Here is a 19,201-nt window from a genome sequence, read left to right on the forward strand (position 1 = left end):
CTTCCCAGCCGCCACCGACAACCGGCCGGCGCCGGCGGGCCCCGCCTGGGCCGGGGCCGGGCCCGACTGTGGCTCCGCCCCCTGCTAGCCGGTCGTGCCGTCGAGCATCTCGCGCAGAATGTCCAGGTGGCCGTTGTGGCGGGCCGTCTCCTCGGTGAGGTGGAGAAGGATCCAGCGCAGGTCGACGTGGAGGCCGTTGCGGATGGTTCCCTCGGCCCGCTTGTCCAGGTCGTTCGCGGCGACCAGTTCGCGGTAGCGGGCGCTCTGTTCCGCGTACTCGTCGAGCAACTGCGTGAGCGGGAAGTCGACGGCGATACGCATCTCGCGGTCGGGATCCTCGTCCGTCATGGGAGCTCGGTCCTCCTCGCCGAGGAAGATCACCTGGAACCAGTAGTACTCGACCCAGCGGAGATGGTTGATCACTCCGCTCATGGTCATCAGCGGTGAGCCCGGCAGGAGCGCCTTACGGGCGTTCTCCGCGGAGACCCCGGCGCACTTGGCGCGGGCGGTGTCCCGTGCGTAGTCGAGGAACGTGGTGAGCTGGGTACGCTCGTCCCATGCGGGCGGCGTGTCGTTGATTGTGGTCATCGCGCAGAGCGTCCCCGATCACCGTGCCCGCTGTCGAGGCGTTTATCGGTGGGCCTCGCCTGCGCCGCCCAGCGCCTTCTCCGGGAGAGAGCTTCAGCGACGACGGGCTGTCCGGGCCGAGCCGCCGGACCGGCCCTAGTCTCCCCCGCCTCCGTCACCGCCCCCGTCCCCGCCATCCCCGCCGTCTCCCCCGTCGCCGCCGTCGGAACCCCAGCCGTCGCCGCCGCCCGGTTCGTTGTCATCACCACCACTGCCCAGGTTGCTGAACCAGGGACGGTCCCATGCGTCGTCGGTGGCGACCGGCTCGCCGGGGCCGGTGTGCGGGCGTCGGAGCCGGAAGCGGGCCGTGCCCGTGTTGTCGCCGAGGCCGAAGGTCACCGCGAAGGCCTGGGCCATGACGGTGTCGAGGGGGTCCGTGCTCTCGTAGTGCACGGCGGCCAGGGGCAGCAGCACCGTGCCGGGTTCGAGGTCGGGGCGGCGCGGTGGTCGCTGTATCGATGCGACCCGCCGCTCGTCGCGCAGCAGCCAGGAACTCTTGGAGTCCGCCCGTCGCAGCTCATAGACCCCGTGGGGCAGCCGCGCCCGTACATGGCTCTTGGCCTTGCGCAGCTTCTTGCGCAGGACGAGAACGGCCGATACGTCCCCGACGTTCATCCGCAGCCCTTGCGCCTGGTCGGCGGTGCTGCTCAGCAAACCGCGCGGCGCCCGTATCCGTACGCGAGGAACGCCCGGCCCCCACACGTCCACGCGGACCAGTCGGCGGTCCACCGCCACGCTCACCTGGCCGGCGGGCCCATGCGCGTACCGTCGGGCCATCCACAGCGGTACGTCCTCCGCCCGCGCCTGCTCCGCCAGGGCACGCACGCGCTCGGGCCCGCCGCAGTGCTGTACCGCCAACGATCCGAGTTGCCGGGCGAACTCGGCCGCCTGGCGTACTTTCACGGGGACGGCCGTACCGGTGACGCGGGTGACCGGGACGGGGCCGCTGTCGGCGGCCAGCTGGTCCAGGGGACGTTCCGAGCCGCCGCCTCCGAGCCACTGGCCGCGCTGGAACGCGTCCGCCATGGCCGGCAGGTTCAGCTCGCTCAGCGGCGTGACCTTGCCGCCTCGACGCAGGGATTCCTCCGTCAGCTCGACGGTCCGCGCCAGTGGATTCCACGACTGTTCCTTGTAGAGCGCCTGGCTCATGCCATCCCCCGTGTCCGTGCAGTACGGCGACCGAGCTTATCTTTGACAGGTGGACATGAACGACAAGGACCTCGCGGCCTTCACCGCCCTCGCGGATCCCGCCGTGTACGTGGTCACGGTGGCCGCTGACGGACAGCGAGCCGGTTGTCTGGTCGGCTTCGCGAGCCAGTGCTCACTGAGCCCCGTCCGCTTCTCCGTGTGGCTCTCCAAGGCCAACCACACCTACCGTCTGGCCCTGGCGGCGGACACGCTCACCGTCCACCAACTGCCGAAGAACCGGCTCGACCTCGCCGAACGCTTCGGCTCCGCATGCAGCGCCGAGACCGACAAGTTCGACGGCTTGGCGTGGTCCGAAGGGGCGGAGGGCGCGATCGTCCTGACCGACGCTCTCGCCTGGTTCACCGGGCGCGTCCACGACCGGTACGACGGGGGCGACCACGTGGCCTTCGTGCTCGATCCGATCGCCGCCCACACCAAGGCCAGCGTGGACGAGCGGGACGGCCGGGCCGTGCTCACGCTGTACGACGCGGGCGACATCAGCGCAGGGCACCCGGCCTGACACAGCGCGGGAGTCACGGCTCGGATACCCACAGCGTCCGCCCTCGCGGGCCCGGAGCGGCGCTCACCCCGCCGGGCGGCGCCAGCGCCCCTCCGCCCCGGCAGAGCCGACCGCATCGCCGGCGCCGTCCCGCCCGAGCCGCGTCAGGCGCCGCAGCGCGGGCAGTGCCCCGGCGATCGCGCGGCGCTCCTCCGGAGTGAGCAGCGCGATCAGCGGCGTCAGCTGCTCGGTCCGTTCCCCGCGCCGCGACTCGCCGACCTCCCGACCCTTCTGGGTGATGCGCACCAGAACGGCGCGGCCGTCGCGCGGGTCACGTCCGCGTTCCACCAGGCCGTCGCGTTCCAGGCGCTTGACCAGCTGGGTGAGCCCCGGCTGGCTGAGCTGTTCGCTCGCGATCAGCTCGGTCAGCCGTTTCGGGCGGTCGGCGCAGGCCAGGGCGTCAAGCACCGACAGCGTGCTGAACGCGTGGTTTCGCCGACGTGGCAGGCGGATGTAGAAACGGTTGAACTCCTCGACGACGTCGATGAACTGAGCCACATTCAGGTCGTTCCCGGAGGCACGCACGCGGGGAGCCTATAGCTTGCGGAGTGGCGATGTATTGATAACTTACAGAAGTTGCTTATGGTGTTCTGGGTGGCCGCCGCCGCGGCGCGCCGCGACATGCCCGGCTGCCCTCTCTTCACCGTGGAACCCCCCAACCGTCGTGAGAGGAACGCATGACTGTTCGTGTAGGTATCAACGGCTTCGGCCGCATCGGGAGGAACGTCTTCCGGGCGGTCGCCGCCCGGGGCGCGGATGTGGAGATCGTCGCGGTCAACGACCTGGGCGACGTGCCGACCATGGCCCACCTGTTGGCCTACGACTCGGTCCTCGGCCGCTTCCCGGAGGAGATCACCGCCGAGCCCGGCGCGATCCGGGCCGGCGACAAGACGGTCAAGGTCCTCGCCGAGCGCGACCCGGCCCAACTGCCCTGGGGCGACCTGGGGGTGGACGTCGTCATCGAGTCCACCGGCATCTTCACCAAGGCCGAGAAGGCCCGCGCGCACCTCGACGGCGGCGCCAAGAAGGTGATCATCGCCGCGCCGGCCGACGGGGAGGACGTCACCCTCGTCCTCGGCGTCAACGACGACGCGTACGACCCGGAGCGGCACGCGATCATCTCCAACGCCTCCTGCACCACCAACTGCCTCGGCGTCCTCGCCAAGGTGCTGCACGAGAGCGTCGGCATCGAGTACGGGATGATGACGACCGTCCACGCCTACACCCAGGACCAGAACCTCCAGGACGCCCCGCACAAGGACCTGCGCCGCGCCCGCTCGGCGGCGATCAACGTGGTGCCGACGTCCAGCGGCGCGGCCAAGGCCATCGGTCTGGTCCTGCCCGAACTCCAGGGCCGGCTCGACGCGTTCGCGCTGCGCGTCCCCGTGCCCACCGGGTCCGTCACCGACCTGACGGTCACCACGAGCCGCCGCACCACCGTCGAGGAGATCAACGAGGCGTACGCGAAGGCCGCCGCCGGCGCGTACAAGGGGCTGCTCTCCTACACCGAGGCGCCCATCGTCAGCTCCGACATCGTCACCGACCCGGCCTCCTGCATCTACGACGCCGGTCTCACCCGGGTCATGGGGCCGCAGGTCAAGGTCGTCGGCTGGTACGACAACGAGTGGGGCTACTCCAACCGCCTCATCGACCTGGCGCTCAAGGTCGGCACCTCGCTCTAGTGCGTGCCGGCGGCCGGGGGGCCGTCGGCGGTGCGCCCGGCTTGAGCCGCCGCCGCGGCGGGGTCTTGAGCCGGGCGTGCGCACGTCCAGGTGGCCCTGTGGGCTGTCGGGCGGCCACGTGGTCACCCTAGAAAAATAGCGCACACTTATATAATCTCGTTGACGCATTGATGGTCGGCGCCTCGCGAGGGGTACGCGGTCCGCACCAGCTTTCCATGGCGCAATGGCGCGTCTTGCTCCGACATTTCCGCGACTCGGCGTCGCCGGCGCCGTCGGCCTGTCCAGGAAATTGCCTTTGCTGTCGATCCGGGGTGCTTCCAGAAGAATGCGGGAGGCCCTCGGGGAAATGAGCATGCCCGCATGAAGGAACTCCCGACGCTACCGTTCGACAATCCGTCCGTCATGGGCATCGCGCCCCAAATGCGCGCACTGCAGCAGGAGGGGCCGATCACCAAGGTGCGGGCGGCCGGTGAGGACGCCTGGCTGGTCACCCGCTACGACGAGGTGCGCACCCTGCTCGCCGACCGCAGGCTCCGTCTCAGCAATCCCGACCGCGAGCAGTCGGCCCAGAGCGCGGCCAGAGGCTTCATGGTCGCGCTGATGGCGGGGGACGACTGCGACACCGAACTCGCCAGGCACGGGCAGATGCGCGAGCTGCTCGTCCCGCTGTTCACCACGCAGCGGATGCGCCGCATGCAGACCCGCATCGAGCACCATGTGGACGAGCTGCTCGACGAGTTGGCCGCCTCTTCCCCGCCGATCGACCTGCACCGCGCGCTGTCGTTCCCGCTGCCGACCATGGTGGTCTGCGATCTGCTCGGCGTGCCGCTGGCCGACCGGGAGCGGTTCGGCCAGTGGGCGAGAGGCACCTTCGACCACAGCGACGACCAGCACTCGGCGAACACCTTCAAGAAGGTCGTCGACTACATGATGGAGCTGGTGGCGCGCAAGCGGGCCGAACCGGGCGACGACATCCTCTCCGAGCTGATCACCGCCAAGGGCGGCACCCTGTCCGACACGGAGATCGTCGACTTGGGCAGCGCCGTGCTGCTGTTCGGCTACGAGACAACCATCGTACGCATCGACCTGGGCACACTGCTGTTGCTGCGCAACCCCGTCCAGCGCGCGCAGCTCATCGAGGACCCCGGCCTCGCACCGGCCGCGGTCGAGGAGATTCTGCGCCTGAGCGTCGGCGGCAAGGGGTCCAACGCGCTGATACCCCGCTACGCGCACAGCGACATCACCGTCGGCGACACGGTGATCCGGGCCGGGGACGCGGTGAAGCTCGCCATCGGCGCGGCCAACATAGACGAGCGGGCCTACCCCGCGGGCGACGTGCTGGATCTGCACCGGGACAGGCCCAAGTCGCACCTGGCGTTCGGGCACGGCGCCCGCCACTGCATAGGCCGCACGCTGGCCCGGATCGAGCTGACCGCCGTGTTCGCGAGGCTGTTCCAACGGCTGCCGGACCTGCGGCTCGCGGTCCCCGAGGATTCCCTGCGGTGGCAGGAGCACCGGATCACCGGCGGGTTCGACGAAATCCCGGTGACCTTCTGAGCGGTATCGGCAGAACCGTCGCACACCCGCCAGCGGAAACCGTCGAACGAAACGAACACGGCATCCCGCAAGTGAGTTGACGATCCCTCAGGCAATTTGAGGGCTGGAAATGCATCGCCGGGCTATATAGGCTCTTGGTCCATCGATTCGAGCCGTCGGTCCGCCCGGAGGTGTGACGCTCCTTTCCCCCCGCGCCAGTTATCACGAGGACAAGGAACCATGACGGACACTTTCAGCGACTACGTCGACTGCGCGCCTCTTCTCGACGACCGTGAGGCCCTCGACCGCTTCTATGAAGAGCACGGCTATCTCTATCTCCGTGGCGCCCTGGACCGCGAACTGGTGCGGACCGCCGCCGAGCAGATGCTCCAGGGCCTGATCGCACTCGGCCATGCCGCCCCCGGCACCACGCTCGACACCCTTGCCATCGACTCCTTCGAGGCGGTCGACGAGGTGGCGATGCACGAGTACGTCAAGTACGACGAGCTGTGGAACCACCCCACGACCGTCAAGCTGTGGGAGCAGGTCTTCGGGGAGCCCGTCTTCGTCTTCAAGTCGACGACGATCCGCTACTACCCCTCCGCCGCGGGCTCCGCGGAGCCGAGCTTCCTGACCCCGCTGCACCAGGACGGCTTCTACATAGGCCCCAACAAGGACTTCCGCACCGCCTGGATACCGCTGCTCCCGACGAGCCCCGCCATAGGCGGCGTCGCCCTCGCCGACGGCAGTCACAAGAGGGGCCCCCGCGAGCACGTCGTCACCGAGAACTTCCGCCGCTTCGGCCACCCCGTGCGCGGCATCCCCGCCGAGGAGTTCGACGCGGACGAACAGCTGCTGTTCTCGCCCATGGAACCGGGTGACGTGCTCCTCTTCCACGCCTTCATGTGCCACAAGTCCATCCCGAACGTCTCCGTGGCCCCGGCCGGCATGCGGATGTCGATGGACACCCGCATCCAACCCGCCACCTCGCACCGCGGGTTCAACTCCATGACGCCCTGGCCGGAGTCCGCCAAGGACGCCTCCAAGGGCATCCTGTCGAAGATCACCGGCACTCCCGCCACCGCCGAATGACCGACTCACCCCCGCACGCGCCTCAACCGTCCCCCACGAAAGCCCGGGTAGACAACGCATGACGAACCGCGAGGGCCTGCCCTCCGTCAAGGGGTCCGACGCGGCCCCGGAGCCCTCTGCCCGTACGGAGCCGGACGCCGCGGGGCTCACCGGCATCGCCCTCGTGGTGGTGCTCACCGGCTACGCCCTGTCCATCGTGGACGCTTCCATCGTCAACGTGGCGCTGAACCCCATCAGCGACGACCTCCATGGCGGCCCCGCCGCACTGGAACTGGTGGTGTCCGGCTACGGCCTCACCTACGCCCTCGGCCTCGTGCTCGGCGGCCGGCTCGGCGACGCTTTCGGCAGGCGCCGCCTGTACGCCTACGGACTCGCCGCGTTCACCCTGACCTCGGCGCTCTGCGGACTCGCCCCGACGATCGAGTTCCTCGTCGCCGCCCGGCTGCTCCAGGGCGCCGCCGCCGCCATGCTCGTACCGCAGGTGCTCGCGACGATCCAGGCGGCCACCCAGGGTCAGGCGCGCGCCCGCGCCATCGGCATGTACGGCGCGACCGCCGCCCTCGGCATGGTCGTCGGACAGATCCTGGGCGGACTCCTCGTCTCGCTGGACGTCGCGGGCATCGGCTGGCGAGCGGTCTTCGCGATCAACGTGCCGATCGGGGTGGCCGCGCTGCTCGCCGTCCGGCGCGTCCCCGCGACCAAGGCGGACGCCAAGCCCGGCTTCGACCCCAAGGGCACCGCCCTGTTCGGCCTCACCATGGTCTGCGTCCTGACCCTGGTCGTGGCGGGCCCCGACCTGGGCTGGCCGCTGTGGCTGTGGTCACTGCTCCTGGTCGCCGCGGCGAGTGCGCTGGCGCTGACCCGGGCCGAACGCGGCCTGGAGGCGCGAGGCGGCTCACCGCTGCTGTCCCCGACGGTCCTGTCCCACCCGGGGATGCGCAGGGGCCTGGCGGCCATGGTGCCGTTCTCGGCCGGCTTCGGCGCCTTCCTGTTCGTCTACGCACTGGTCGCGCAAGGCCACTTCGGCTTCGACGGCCTCGAATCCGGCGGCGGCCTGGCGCCGTTCGCCGTGGCGTTCTTCGCGGTGACCCTGTTCACCCCGAAGATCGCGGCGGCCCTGGGCGCCCGCATCGTCACCCTGGGCGCCTGCGTCCAGAGTGCGGGCCTGCTGCTCCTCGCGCTGGTCATCCGGTTCGGCTGGCCGCACCCCTCCCTGGCGCTCGTACTCGTCGGGATCGGCCTCTACGGCGTGGGCGCCGCGCTGACCGGGCCGACACTGTTCCGGATGATCCTCGCCGACGTACCCACGGCCCAGGCCGGGATGGGCAGCGGTGTGCTGGTGACCAGCCAGCAGATGGCGACCGCGCTGGGCGCGACCGTGGGCGGAACCCTCTATCTGTCCATGGCCGACTGGCAGTCGACGATGCCGGCGGCCGTGGCCGTCCTCGCCCTCCTCGCGTGCTGTTCGGTGATCGTCCTCGTGATCAGCCTGAAACTCCCCGACCCCAGGTGACGCCGCACCCCGTGCACGACGCGTACTGACCCAGACCCTCTCGCAGGCAGCGGCGCGCCGTCCTTCGGCGTATCCGCGCACAGGAGTGGAGGCAGCCAAGTGCAGTTACGGACGGACACAGCCGTGGTGACCGGCGCCGCCAGCGGCATCGGACTCGCCCTCAGCGCCCGTTTCGCCCGGGCCGGCATGGCCGTGGTCATGGCGGACGTCGCGGGTGACGCGCTGCGCGCGCGGGCCGGCGAACTCACGGCGCGCGGCGCGAAGGTCACCGCGGTGAGCGCCGACCTGACCGACCCGGACGCCGTCGCACGCCTTGCGGACACCGCGTTCGACGTGCTCGGCGACATCGACGTGGTCTGCAACAACGCCGGGGTCCTCGGCCCCGTGGGACAGCCCCTGTGGGAGGTGCCGCTGGAGCGGATGCGGCAGGTCTTCGAGGCGAACCACTGGGCGCACGTCCTGGTGTCCCGCGCCTTCATCCCGCCGCTCCTCGAGCGCGGCAGGTCCGCCCACCTGATCCACACCGCCTCGATGTCCGCCTTCGCCGTCGGCGCGGGCAGCGCCGCCTACGCCGCCTCCAAGCACGCCGACCTCGCGGTCGCCCGCAGCCTGCGCGCCGATCTGCGGGACACCCCGATCCGGGTGTCGGTGCTGTGCCCGGGACGGGTCGACACCCCCATGGTCCAGGGCCTGACCGCGCCGCGCGGCGCGGGCGGTGACACCTCCGTGAGCGCCGAGGACGTCGCCTCACTCGTGTGGGAGGCCCTCGGCTCCGACCGCTTCTACCTCTTCAGCAACTCCGACGCCCCGCTGCGGCTGCGTGATCAGTTCGACGACGTATGGCGTCATGTCTCCCTTCCGCCCCCTTCCCCCGAGGAGGAGCTGTGGCACACGCCGAGAGCGACGACCGAAGCGATGAAACACTGACCATCGACCTGGAGGCGGTGCGCGAGAAGTACCGCCAGGAACGCGACAAGCGCAGCGCCGGCCGCAGCTACCAGTTCGCGCGCGGCGACTTCAGCGGCTACGCGCGCGACCCGTACACCGAGCGGCGGGAGCGCCCGCCCGTCATCGACGAGGTGGACGTCGCCGTCGTCGGCGCCGGCATCGGCGGCCTGCTGACCGGCGCCCGCCTGCGTCAGGAGACCGGCCTCGACCGCATCCGGCTGATCGACGAGGCGGGCGACGTCGGCGGCACCTGGTACTGGAACCGCTTCCCCGGCGTGCGCTGCGACGTCGAGAGCTACATATACATGCCGCTGCTCGAAGAGACCGGCACGATACCCACGGAGAAGTACTCCACCGGGCCCGAGATCTTCGCCCACCTCCAGCGGATCGCCCACCAGTACGACCTCTACCGCGACGCCCTCTTCCAGACCGCCGTCACCGAACTGCGCTGGGACGAGGCCGCCGAGAGGTGGCTGGTGAGCACCGACCGCGGGGATCTGTTCCGGGCGCGGTACGTGGCCATGTCGATCGGCCTGATGCACCGCCCCAAGCTCCCCGCCGTGCCGGGCCTCGAGACGTTCGCCGGGCACTCCTTCCACACCAGCCGCTGGGACTTCGACTACACCGGCGGGGACAGCACCGGCGGCCTGACCGGGCTGAAGGACAAGACGGTCGGCGTCATCGGCACCGGCTCGACGACCATCCAGCTCGCCCCGCACCTCGCCGAGTGGGCCGAGCGGCTCGTCCTCTTCCAGCGCACCCCCGCCACCGTCGACGTGCGCGGCAACCGGCCCACCCCGCCCGACTGGGCGGACAGCCTGCAACCGGGCTGGCAGCAGCACCGGATGGAGAACTTCCACGCCCTGACCTCCGGCATCCCGCAGGACGAGGACCTGGTCCAGGACCGCTGGACCCAGACCACGGCCAAACTGGCCGCCGCGATCCTGCCGACCGGCGACACGGGGGGCGACCCGAAGGAGCGGGCGCTGGCGGCCGAGCGGGCGGACTTCCTCAAGATGGAGGAGTTGCGCGCCCGCATCGACAGCGTCGTCACCGACCCCGCGACCGCCGCCGCCCTCAAGCCGTACTACCGCGTGTACTGCAAGCGGCCCTGCTTCCACGACGGCTACCTCCACACCTTCAACCGGCCCAACGTCACCCTCGTCGACACCCAGGGGCGGGGCGTGGAACGGCTCACCGAGGCCGGGGTGGTCGCGAACGGCCGGGAGTACCCGGTCGACTGCCTGATCTTCGCCACCGGCTATGAGCACGAGTTCGCCGTCCCCTACACCGAGCGCGCCGGGTACGACATCGTCGGCCGCGACGGCGTGAAGCTGTCGCAGAAATGGGCGGACGGGGCACGCACCCTGCACGGACTCCAGGTGAACGGCTTCCCCAACTGCTTCATCCTCTCCAAGATCCAGGCGGGCCGGCACGTCAACATCGCCTACATGCTGGGCGAACAGACCCGGCACCTCGCGTACATCGTCAAGAGCGTCGAGGAGCGCGGACACCGGGTCGTGGAGGCGTCGGAGGCCGCCGAGAAGGAGTGGGTCGAGGAGATCCTCCGGCTCGCCAGCAACGACCTCGACTTCCTGGAGAACTGCACCCCCGGCCTCTACAACAACGAGGGCGACCCGAGCGCGATGCCCCGGCTCAACTCCAGCTACGGCGGCGGCTCGGTGGAGTTCGTCAACATCCTCAGGCGCTGGCGCGCGGCGGGCGACCTCGCCGGCCTCGAACTGCGCTGACCACCCGACCCTTCTGCGAAAGGCGGCAACGCCCATGGACGTCACGCCGATACCCGGCGCCGCACTCGGCGCCGTCGTGGACGGCGTCCGTGTCACCGGCGACATGGACAAGACCCGGACCGAGGAGATCCGGGCGGCGCTCGACGCGCACCTCGTCCTCGTCCTCCGTGGCCACCCAAGGCCCTCCGACGAGGAGTTCCTGGCCTTCGGCCGCCACTTCGGGCACATCCCGAAGACCGGCCTGACCAGCGGTGCCCACCCCGACCACAACGAGATTCTGATCGTCTCCAACCTGGTGGAGGACGGCCGCAAGATCGGCGTCGGCGACGCCGCGTGGATGGACTGGCACACCGACTACTCCTTCCGTCCCCGCGTCTCCCAGGTCGGCTTCCTCGAAGCGCTGGAAGTGCCGGCCTCCGGTGGTGGACGGACCCTCTTCACCGACATGTACGCCCTGTACGAGTCGCTGTCGCTCGAAGAGCGCAGGCGCCTGCACTCCTACCGCGTACGCCACGCCCTGCGCACCGGGTACGAGGAGACCATCGAGGAGCAGCTCCAGGGCGAGGTGTCCCTCGGTGAGCGAACCGAGGAGATCCAGCCCGAGGACGGCACCTCGACCATCCACCCGCTGATCGCCCGCAATCCGCGCACCGGCCGCCAGTCGGTCTACGTCAGCACCCTGAACACCAAGCGGATCGTGGATCTCGCGCCCGACGACAGCCGCGAGCTGCTCGACGGGCTCCTCGCGCACGCGGGCAGACCCGAGTTCACCTACGCCCACACCTGGCAGCCGGGGGACATCGTCATGTGGGACCAGCTCGGCACCATCCACGCCAAGGAGGCGTTCGACCCGGCCGAACGGCGCGTCATGCGCCAGGTCGTCAGCATCTTCGACGACCCGACGGCCCCCTGGCGCGCGCAGGTCGCCGCATGAGCGCCCCTCCCGACTTTCTCAGCCACAGCCGGGTCACGCTCACCCCGGCCCTGCGGGCCGCCGTCGACCGGCTCGACCGCCGCTCACGCCACCAGGCCGCCTACCACTTCGGGTGGATCACCGCCGGGGGCGCGCCCACCAGCGCCGACCCGGGAAAGGCCGTACGGCCGGCGCTCGCGCTCCTGTCGGCCGAGGCGGTCGGCGCACCGCCGGAGGTCGCCCTGCCCGGCGCCGTCGCCGTGGAGCTGGTGCACAACTTCTCCCTCGTGCACGACGATCTGATGGACGGCGACGAGGAGCGTCGCCACCGGCGCACGGTGTGGAAGCTGTGGGGCCCCTCCAGCGCCATACTGACCGGTGACGCCATGCTCGCGCTCGCCCAGGAGGTGCTCCTCGACAGCGGCTCGCCGGCTGCGGCGCCCGCCGCCCGGCTCCTCGCGCGCACCACCCGGCACCTGATCCGCGGTCAGGTCCAGGACCTCGGCTTCGAGCAGCGCAGGCACGTGACGGTCGAGGAGTGCCTCGACATGGCCGCCGGGAAGACCGGCTCGCTGCTGTCGGCGAGCGCCGCGATCGGCGCCGTACTGGCCGGGGCGCCGGAGGCGGCGGTGGACGCCCTCGCGCTCTACGGCGACCATCTCGGCATCGCCTTCCAGCTCGTCGACGACGTGCTCGGCATCTGGGGCGATCCGGCGGTCACCGGCAAGCCGGTCCACTCCGATCTGCGTTCCCGCAAGAAGTCCCTGCCGGTGAGCCACGCCCTGAACCAGGACGGGCCGCTCAGCGACGAACTGGCGACCTGGCTCGCCACCTCCGGCGACCCCGACGAGGAGGAGCTGCGGCGGGTGGCCGGCCTGATCGAGGGCGCGGGCGGCCGGGACTGGGCGCTGGCCGAGGCCGCCCGGCGCATGGCGCTGGCCGAGGACGCGCTGGGCGGCGTCGACCTCGACGCCGGAGCACGGGGTGAACTCGTCGCGCTCGGCCGGTTCGTCGTCGACCGGAAGGTCTGAACCCCGGCCGCCCCCTCCCCCGCTCCGTCCCCGCCCCCCGCCGCACTTCCGTACGCACACCCGACACCAGGGGCAGCGCCGCCCCGGTGCCCCCTCATCCCCCGAGCACCTCCGCGTGCCCTGTTCCACAGCCCAGGGAGTCCCCATGCCCCAGGACGTCGACTTCTCCATACCGCTGCCCGGCCGCCGCAGCCCCGACTACGCCCGCGCCGAGGCCGAACACATCGCATGGCCCCGCTCCTTCGGCCTGATCACCAGCGAGGCCGCCGCGGAGCGCCACCGCAAGGGCGGCTACGCCGATCTCGCCTCCCGCTTCTACCCCTCGACCAGCGGCGCTGACCTCGACCTGGGCGTCGACCTGATGTCCTGGTTCTTCCTCTTCGACGACCTCTTCGACGGGCCGCGCGGCGAGGACCCGGTGCAGACCAAGCAGCTGACCGACGTCGTGGCCGCCGCCCTGGACGGACCGCTGCCCGCTTCCGCGCCTTTGATCGCGCACGGCTTCGCCGACGTCTGGCGGCGCACCTGCCAGGGGATGTCGAAGGAGTGGTGTGCCCGCAGCGCCCGGCACTGGCGCAACTACTTCCAGGGCTACGTCGACGAGGCGCACGGCCGCCGGGACGCCACCCCCTGCGACTCCGCGAGCAGCTACCTCGCCATGCGCCGCCACACGATCGGCGTGCAGCCCACCGTCGACCTCGCCGAGGCCACCGGGCACTTCGAGGTGCCGCACCGGGTCTTCGACAGTGCCGTGATGTCCGCGATGCTGCGGATCGCCGTCGACGTCAACCTGCTGCTCAACGACATCGCCTCCCTGGAGAAGGAGGAGGCACGCGGCGAGCTGAACAACATGGTCCTCATCCTGATGCGCGAGCACGGCTGGCCCAAGAGCCGCAGCATCGCCCATATGCAGGAGGAGGTGCGCGTACGTCTGGAGGAGTTCCTGCTCCTGGAGAGCATCCTGCCCAAGGTCTGCGACGCCTTCTCCCTCTCCGCGGACGAGCGCGAGGCCGTCGAACGCTACCGCCTGGACGCGGTGCGGCCCGTCATCCGCGGCTCCTACGACTGGCACCGCTCATCGGGACGCTACGACGCCGAGTTCGCGCTGGCCGCGAGCCGCCAGGGGTTCCTCGAAGAACTCGGCAGCGTCCGCTGACAGACCACCATCCGAGCCCGACCCTCCCGAGGAGAACCCCATGGCCCAGCAGACCACCCGGACCGAGCAGCAGACCTTCGTCGCGGGCACCGCACCGGGAGCCGTGCCCCTGGTCGGGCACGCCTGGCAGATGATGCGCCGTCCGCTGCAGTTCATGTCCTCGCTGGCCAGGCACGGCGACCTGGTGAAGATACGCCTGGGCCCCACCGAGGCCCACGTACCGACCCATCCCGCCCTCCTGCGCCACGTCCTGACCAGCGACAACGAGTACGACAAGGGCGGCATCTTCTACGACCGCGCCCGTGACATCGCGGGCAACGGCCTGGTGACCTGCCCCTACGCCGACCACCGGCGGCAGAGAAGGCTCATGCAGTCGGCGTTCACCCGCCCCCAGCTCAAGCGGTACGCGTCGGCGATGCACGCCGAGATCGAGGCGAGCGCGGAGCGCTGGAGCGACGGCCTGGTGGTCGACGCCTTCCCCGAGATGTACGGCATGGCCCTGCGCACCGTGGGCCGCACCCTGTACTCGACGCCGGTCAGCAAGGAACTCGCCGACAGCGTGGAGCGCGCCTTCGACGCCGTGCTCAAGGGGCTGTTCCGGCAGATGTTCCTGCCCGCGGCCGTCCGCAAGCTGCCCGGCCCGGGCAACCGACGCTACCGCGCCAACCTGGACTACCTGCACCGCACCACCCAGACGCTCATCGACGACTACCGCCGCGACGGCGTCGACCACGACGACCTGCTCTCCGCGCTCCTCGACTCCCGCGACGAGGACGGCGGCAGGCTCGGCGACCGGGAGATCCACGACCAGGTCATCACCGTGATGGCGGCCGGCACCGAGACGGTGGCGGCCACCCTCACCTGGATCTTCTACCTGCTCTCGAAGTACCCCCGGATCGAGCGGGAGCTGTACGCGGAGATCGACGAGGTCCTCGCGGGCAGGGCACCGGAGTTCGACGACGTCGCCCGGCTCCAGCTGACCGACCGCATCATCACCGAGACCCTGCGGCTGTACCCGCCCGCCTGGCTCTTCACCCGGCTGACCACCACCGAACTCGACGTCGCGGGGCTGCGGCTGCCCGCCCAGAGCACCGTGGTCTTCAGCCCGGCGGCGGTCGCGCTCGACGCGCCCTCCTTCCCCAAGGAGCGCCAGTTCGACCCCGACCGCTGGCTGCCCGAGCGGGTGACGCCGCAGGCCCGACAGTCGTTCATGGCGTTCGGCACCGGCGCCCGCAAGTGCATCGGCGACCTCTACGCCCGTACCGAGGCGACGCTGGCGCTCGCCACCATCCTGAGCAAGTGGCGGGTCACCTGCGAACCGGGGGTCGACGTGCGCCCCGTCCCGCTCGCCACCGTGTACCAGCCGCGCCGCCTGCGCCTGCGGCTGACCGCCCGCACCCCGGGAGCGTCGTGACGGGCACGGCGGTGCGGGTCGCGGACGTGCGGGGCGGCTGAGCCCGCCGGCCCAGCCGCCCCGCACCGCCTTCCGCGCGTCGCCGTACCGGCTACCGCGCGCCGCCCTGGCGGCGCGCGGCGGCCCGCTGGGCCCTGCGGGAGACACGGCCCTCGGAGGCGGCGGCGGGGGCGGCGGCCGCCGTGTCCGGGGCGATGCCCAGTTCGCCGCTGAGGTCGGCGACGAAGGAGCGCACCGTCGGGTACTCGACGAAGGCCGACGAGCGCACGGGGTGGGCCAGTTCCTCGCTGAGCTTGGCGATGACCTCGATCAGGATCAGCGAGTCCAGGCCCATGTCGAACAGATTGGTGTCGAGGTCCACGGTCCGCGGGTCGGGCGCGCCCAGGACGGCGGCGATCTCCTGGCGGATGAACTCGGTGAGCAGCGCGCTCTTCTGCGCGTCCGTGGCCCCCGCGAAGCGGTCCCGCAGCGTCCGCGCGGTCGGCTCTGCGGCCGGTGCCGTGCCGCCGTGCGGCTCGATCCAGTGCCGTACGCGCTCGAAGGGGTAGGTGGGCAGCGGCACCCGGCGTATCCGCTCGCCCTCGTGGAACGCCGCCCAGTCGACGTCCTCGCCCGCCGTCCACAGCCGCCCGACGAGAGCGAGCAGGAACTCGGCGCCGACGGGCGCCGGCCCCTGCGGCAGCAGGGCGATGCCGGGCCGCCCGGCGCCGGCGGCGTGCTGCGCGCCGATCCCTTCGAGGAGGCGCAGCGCCGCGTCGGGCAGCGCGGTGCGGTCGGCGGCGACCACGGGGGCGGTGATCTCCCAGCCGGCCAGGGTCCGCGCCGTGGCGTACTGGACGGCGAAGTCCGCCTCCGGGCTCCGCGCGCCCAGCAGTTCGTCGGCGGATGTCCCCAGCTCGGCGGCGCAGCGGTCGTAGTGCTCGCGGAAGGCGGCGGTCCCCTCGTAGAGGGCCGAGGCGTGTCCCGGCTCGGCGCCGCCGGGGGCCAGGTCCAGGACGGGCCGCTCGTCGGTGGGGTCGGCGGTCAGGATCCGGTCGGCGTCGCCCAGGGCCAGGGCGAGCGCGGCGTCCCGTACGTCGGTGGCGACCAGTGCGCGCCGGTAGGGGTGCGCGCGGCGGCCGAGCGCCAGGGTCTGGGACACGGCGGACAGGGCGAGGCCGCGGTCCTTGCGGAGCCGGCGGGCAAGCTCGGCGGCAACGGTGTCGAGGGCGGCCGGGGTGTTGGCGGAGAGCACCAGGAGGCGGGGCCCGGCGTCCTCGGCGTCGGGAGCGGAGGGGAGGGCGGGTGGCTCCTCCACGATGACGTGGGCGTTGGTGCCGCCGATGCCGAAGGAACTCACGCCCGCTCGGCGCGGTGTGGTGCCCTCGGGCCACTGCCGGGTCTCGGTGACGACGTGGAAGGGTCCCGCCGCGAAGTCGATCTCCGGGTTGGGGGACTCGAAGTGGAGGCTGGGGACCAGCGTGCGGTGCCGCAGCATCAGGACCGTCTTGATCAGGCCCGCCATGCCCGCGGCCGTGTCGAGGTGGCCGACGTTGGTCTTGACGGAGCCGATCGCGCAGGAGCGCGGGGCGAGGGTGCCGCCCTCGCGGCCGAAGGCCTGGTTGAGCGCCGCGATCTCGACGGGGTCGCCGAGCGGGGTCGCCGTGCCGTGGGCCTCCACGTACGAGATGGACTCGGGGGCAGCCTCGGCGATCTGCTGGGCCTCGGCGATGACGGCGGCCTGCCCCTGGACGCTCGGCGCGGTGTAACCGGTCTTGTCCGAGCCGTCGTTGTTGATCGCGGTGCCCTTGATGACGGCGTGCACGGTGTCTCCGTCGGCCAGCGCGTCACTCAGCCGCTTGAGGACCACGGCGCCCACGCCGTTGCCGATGACGGTGCCCTGCGCCTTGGCGTCGAAGGCCCTGCAGTGGCCGTCCGGCGAGAAGATCATGCCCTCGTGGTGGAGGTAGCCCTCGCCCTGGTCGGCCTGGATGTGGGCGGCGCCCGCGACGGCGATCGCGCAGTCCCCCGAGAGGAGGCTGAGGCAGGCCAGGTGGACGGCCACCAGCGAGGTCGAGCACGCCGTGTTGGTGCTGACGCTCGGGCCGCGCAGGTTCAGCTTGTAGGAGGTGCGGGTGGCGACGAAGTCCTTGTCGTTGGTGATCATCATGCGGTAGCGGTCCACGGAGGACGCGGTGCGGTAGCGCTCGCCGAGGTTGTGCAGCAGGTAGGTGTTGAGGCCCACTCCGGCGTAGACGCCGATCTGCTGCTCGCCGCGGCGCGGGTCGTAGCCCGCTGTCTCCAGGGCCTCGTGCGCACACTGCAGGAACTGGCGCTGCTGCGGGTCGATCAGCTCCGCCTCGTCCCGGGTGATGCCGAAGAAACCGGCGTCGAACGTGTCGGCGTCCGCGAGCACCTGCCCGGCCTTGACGTACCGGTCGTCGTTCAGCAGGTGTTCGCCGACGCCCGCCGCGCGCAGCTCCTCGTCGGTGAAGTAGGTGAGGGTCTCCCTGCCCTCGCTCAGCACCTGCCAGAACGCGTCGGGGGTGTCGGCGCCGGGGAACCGGCACGCCAACCCGATGACGGCGATGTCGGAGTCCCGGGCCTCGAATTCCTGCTGCTCTGTCCGCTGGTCGTTCATGTCTTCTCCTCAACCCACCTTGATACCGAGGTCCGCCGCGACCGCGCGCATGTCCAAGAACGTCTCCGCGATGAACCGCGCGCCGTCGTCGGTGGTGTCCATCTGCTTGAACAGCTCCACCAGCGCGGCGCGATGCTCCTCGCGGTCCCCCTCGCCCGCGGCTATCTCCAGGACCACCTTCTTCAGCTTCTCCTCGACCTCGGGCAGGTTCAGGGAGCGCGGGAACTTGATGCTGAAGGTGGAACGGTCGTAGTCCTTGTTGCGGCTCACCGCGCGCGTGTAGCTGGACGCGTTGAGCTTGTAGAACATGCAGTCCCAGTTCTTGAACGAGTAGTAGTTCAGGAGGGGGAACAGCGTGCAGTGCGTCTCCATGGGCGACGAGGCGTACAGGCCCTTCTCCTTCAGTTCCGCCACCATGCGGTCGGGGTCGTAGTCGTGCCGCATGGCGATGAACGGAAACACGATCTTGGGGAGTTCGTCGTCCTCGGCGAAGAGGATCTCCTCGATCTCGCCGTCGAAGAGTTCGCTCGCCAGCTCGGGCCCGAAGGACTTGTAGAAGCCGCGCACCACTTCCCTGACGTTCGACTCCATCGTGAGGATCTGCTGCGGATCGGCGCACAGGGCGATGTAGGGGATGCGCTCGCGGAAGGCGTACAGGATGGCGCGGATCACGAAGAACGTGCGGCAGGAGACGCAGGGCAGTTTCTCGTCGAGGTACTGGCCCGGCTTCTTCGGGCGCGGCCGGTTGAAGACGTCCCGCATCATCTTCTTGATGTTGTCGTCGTCCGCGTCCACCACGAACGTCGCGGGCAGCTTCTCCTGCGCCAGCTTGATGTTCTGCGCGGCGTGCGTGCTCTCGAAGGGCACGTCGAAGGTGTAGGCGAGCGTGCGCTTGCCGTATTCGTTGACGAACTTGTCCAGCATGTACGTGCTGTCCTTGCCGCCGCTGTACATGAAGAGGCAGTCGAACTCGCCGCGCGGATTGGGCGGCGCCGCCTGGAACTCGGCGAACACCTCGTTGGTGTACTTGTAGTTGACGATCAGGTCACCCGCGAAATCGAGGTTGCAGAGATTGCACACCTGCTGGTCGTCGAGGACGACCCCCGGGTGCCCGTCCTTGAGCGAGCAGATCTTGCAGCGGACGATGGTGGGTTCCACGGTGCCTCCTGGT

Annotated in this window: 16 protein-coding genes; 11 read left to right on the forward strand and 5 right to left on the reverse strand. The window is 70.7% G+C overall.

Features of this window, described 5'->3' with window-relative positions:
• Nucleotides 1–84: 84 nt before the first annotated feature.
• Together ACZ516_RS06085 and ACZ516_RS06090 are read right to left on the reverse strand one after the other, a co-directional pair.
• Nucleotides 85–588: a DinB family protein gene (locus ACZ516_RS06085; RefSeq protein WP_358586460.1), complete on the reverse strand. Its 504-nt coding sequence runs from the start codon at nt 586–588 to the stop codon at nt 85–87.
• 135 nt (nt 589–723) lie between these two features.
• A complete protein-coding gene (locus ACZ516_RS06090; RefSeq protein ID WP_469008767.1) occupies nt 724–1,776 on the reverse strand; it encodes a hypothetical protein in 1,053 nt (350 codons plus the stop codon).
• 55 nt (nt 1,777–1,831) lie between these two features.
• Between ACZ516_RS06090 and ACZ516_RS06095 the strand changes: the two genes are divergently transcribed.
• Nucleotides 1,832–2,335 carry a flavin reductase family protein gene (locus tag ACZ516_RS06095; RefSeq protein WP_469009601.1) on the forward strand — a complete coding sequence of 168 codons (504 nt, stop codon included), beginning with the start codon at nt 1,832–1,834 and terminating at the stop codon, nt 2,333–2,335.
• 63 nt (nt 2,336–2,398) lie between these two features.
• Here the strand turns inward: ACZ516_RS06095 and ACZ516_RS06100 are convergent, their stop codons facing one another.
• Nucleotides 2,399–2,899: a MarR family winged helix-turn-helix transcriptional regulator gene (locus tag ACZ516_RS06100; protein ID WP_469008768.1), complete on the reverse strand. Its 501-nt coding sequence runs from the start codon at nt 2,897–2,899 to the stop codon at nt 2,399–2,401.
• Between the two features lie 152 nt (nt 2,900–3,051).
• Here ACZ516_RS06100 and gap point away from each other — a divergent pair, with 152 nt between their 5' ends.
• The 10 genes from gap to ptlI all read left to right on the forward strand — a co-directional run bounded on the left by gap (nt 3,052) and on the right by ptlI (nt 15,410).
• Nucleotides 3,052–4,056, forward strand: coding sequence for a type I glyceraldehyde-3-phosphate dehydrogenase (gene gap / locus ACZ516_RS06105; RefSeq protein WP_358588889.1), 1,005 nt, complete (start codon nt 3,052–3,054; stop codon nt 4,054–4,056).
• Between the two features lie 360 nt (nt 4,057–4,416).
• Nucleotides 4,417–5,613, forward strand: coding sequence for a pentalenolactone synthase (penM, locus tag ACZ516_RS06110; RefSeq protein ID WP_361087890.1), 1,197 nt, complete (start codon nt 4,417–4,419; stop codon nt 5,611–5,613).
• Nucleotides 5,614–5,832: 219 nt separating this feature from the next.
• Nucleotides 5,833–6,684: a 1-deoxypentalenic acid 11-beta-hydroxylase gene (ptlH, locus tag ACZ516_RS06115; protein WP_358697216.1), complete on the forward strand. Its 852-nt coding sequence runs from the start codon at nt 5,833–5,835 to the stop codon at nt 6,682–6,684.
• Nucleotides 6,685–6,742: 58 nt separating this feature from the next.
• Complete coding sequence (locus ACZ516_RS06120) at nt 6,743–8,197, forward strand: MFS transporter (protein WP_358588883.1); 1,455 nt, start codon at nt 6,743–6,745, stop codon at nt 8,195–8,197.
• Nucleotides 8,198–8,296: 99 nt separating this feature from the next.
• Entirely contained in the window at nt 8,297–9,124 is an 828-nt protein-coding gene (gene ptlF, locus ACZ516_RS06125) for a 1-deoxy-11-beta-hydroxypentalenate dehydrogenase (protein ID WP_469008769.1), read from the forward strand.
• 17 nt (nt 9,125–9,141) lie between these two features.
• The gene (gene ptlE, locus ACZ516_RS06130; RefSeq protein WP_469009602.1) at nt 9,142–10,896 is read left to right on the forward strand and encodes a neopentalenolactone/pentalenolactone D synthase; all 1,755 of its coding nucleotides are present in this window, start codon (nt 9,142–9,144) and stop codon (nt 10,894–10,896) included.
• Between the two features lie 34 nt (nt 10,897–10,930).
• The gene (gene ptlD, locus ACZ516_RS06135) at nt 10,931–11,830 is read left to right on the forward strand and encodes a neopentalenolactone/pentalenolactone F synthase (protein ID WP_469008770.1); all 900 of its coding nucleotides are present in this window, start codon (nt 10,931–10,933) and stop codon (nt 11,828–11,830) included.
• Nucleotides 11,827–12,840 (forward strand): polyprenyl synthetase family protein, encoded by a 1,014-nt coding sequence (locus tag ACZ516_RS06140; RefSeq protein ID WP_469008772.1) that lies wholly within the window; start codon nt 11,827–11,829, stop codon nt 12,838–12,840. The genes ptlD and ACZ516_RS06140 overlap by 4 nt, the downstream gene beginning before the upstream one ends.
• 145 nt (nt 12,841–12,985) lie before the next feature.
• Nucleotides 12,986–13,996: a pentalenene synthase gene (ptlA, locus tag ACZ516_RS06145; RefSeq protein ID WP_469008773.1), complete on the forward strand. Its 1,011-nt coding sequence runs from the start codon at nt 12,986–12,988 to the stop codon at nt 13,994–13,996.
• A gap of 40 nt (nt 13,997–14,036) precedes the next feature.
• On the forward strand, nt 14,037–15,410 hold the full coding sequence (ptlI, locus tag ACZ516_RS06150) for a pentalenene oxygenase (RefSeq protein WP_361087907.1): 1,374 nt from the start codon (nt 14,037–14,039) through the stop codon (nt 15,408–15,410).
• Between the two features lie 91 nt (nt 15,411–15,501).
• Here ptlI and ACZ516_RS06155 read toward each other — a convergent pair whose 3' ends face one another.
• Nucleotides 15,502–18,030 (reverse strand): type I polyketide synthase, encoded by a 2,529-nt coding sequence (locus tag ACZ516_RS06155; protein WP_469008774.1) that lies wholly within the window; start codon nt 18,028–18,030, stop codon nt 15,502–15,504.
• A 9-nt stretch (nt 18,031–18,039) separates the two neighbouring features.
• Nucleotides 18,040–19,188: an adenine nucleotide alpha hydrolase family protein gene (locus ACZ516_RS06160; protein WP_230904478.1), complete on the reverse strand. Its 1,149-nt coding sequence runs from the start codon at nt 19,186–19,188 to the stop codon at nt 18,040–18,042.
• Between the last annotated feature and the right edge of the window lie 13 nt (nt 19,189–19,201).

The sequence above is a fragment of the Streptomyces sp. NPDC034037 genome (assembly GCF_055575715.1).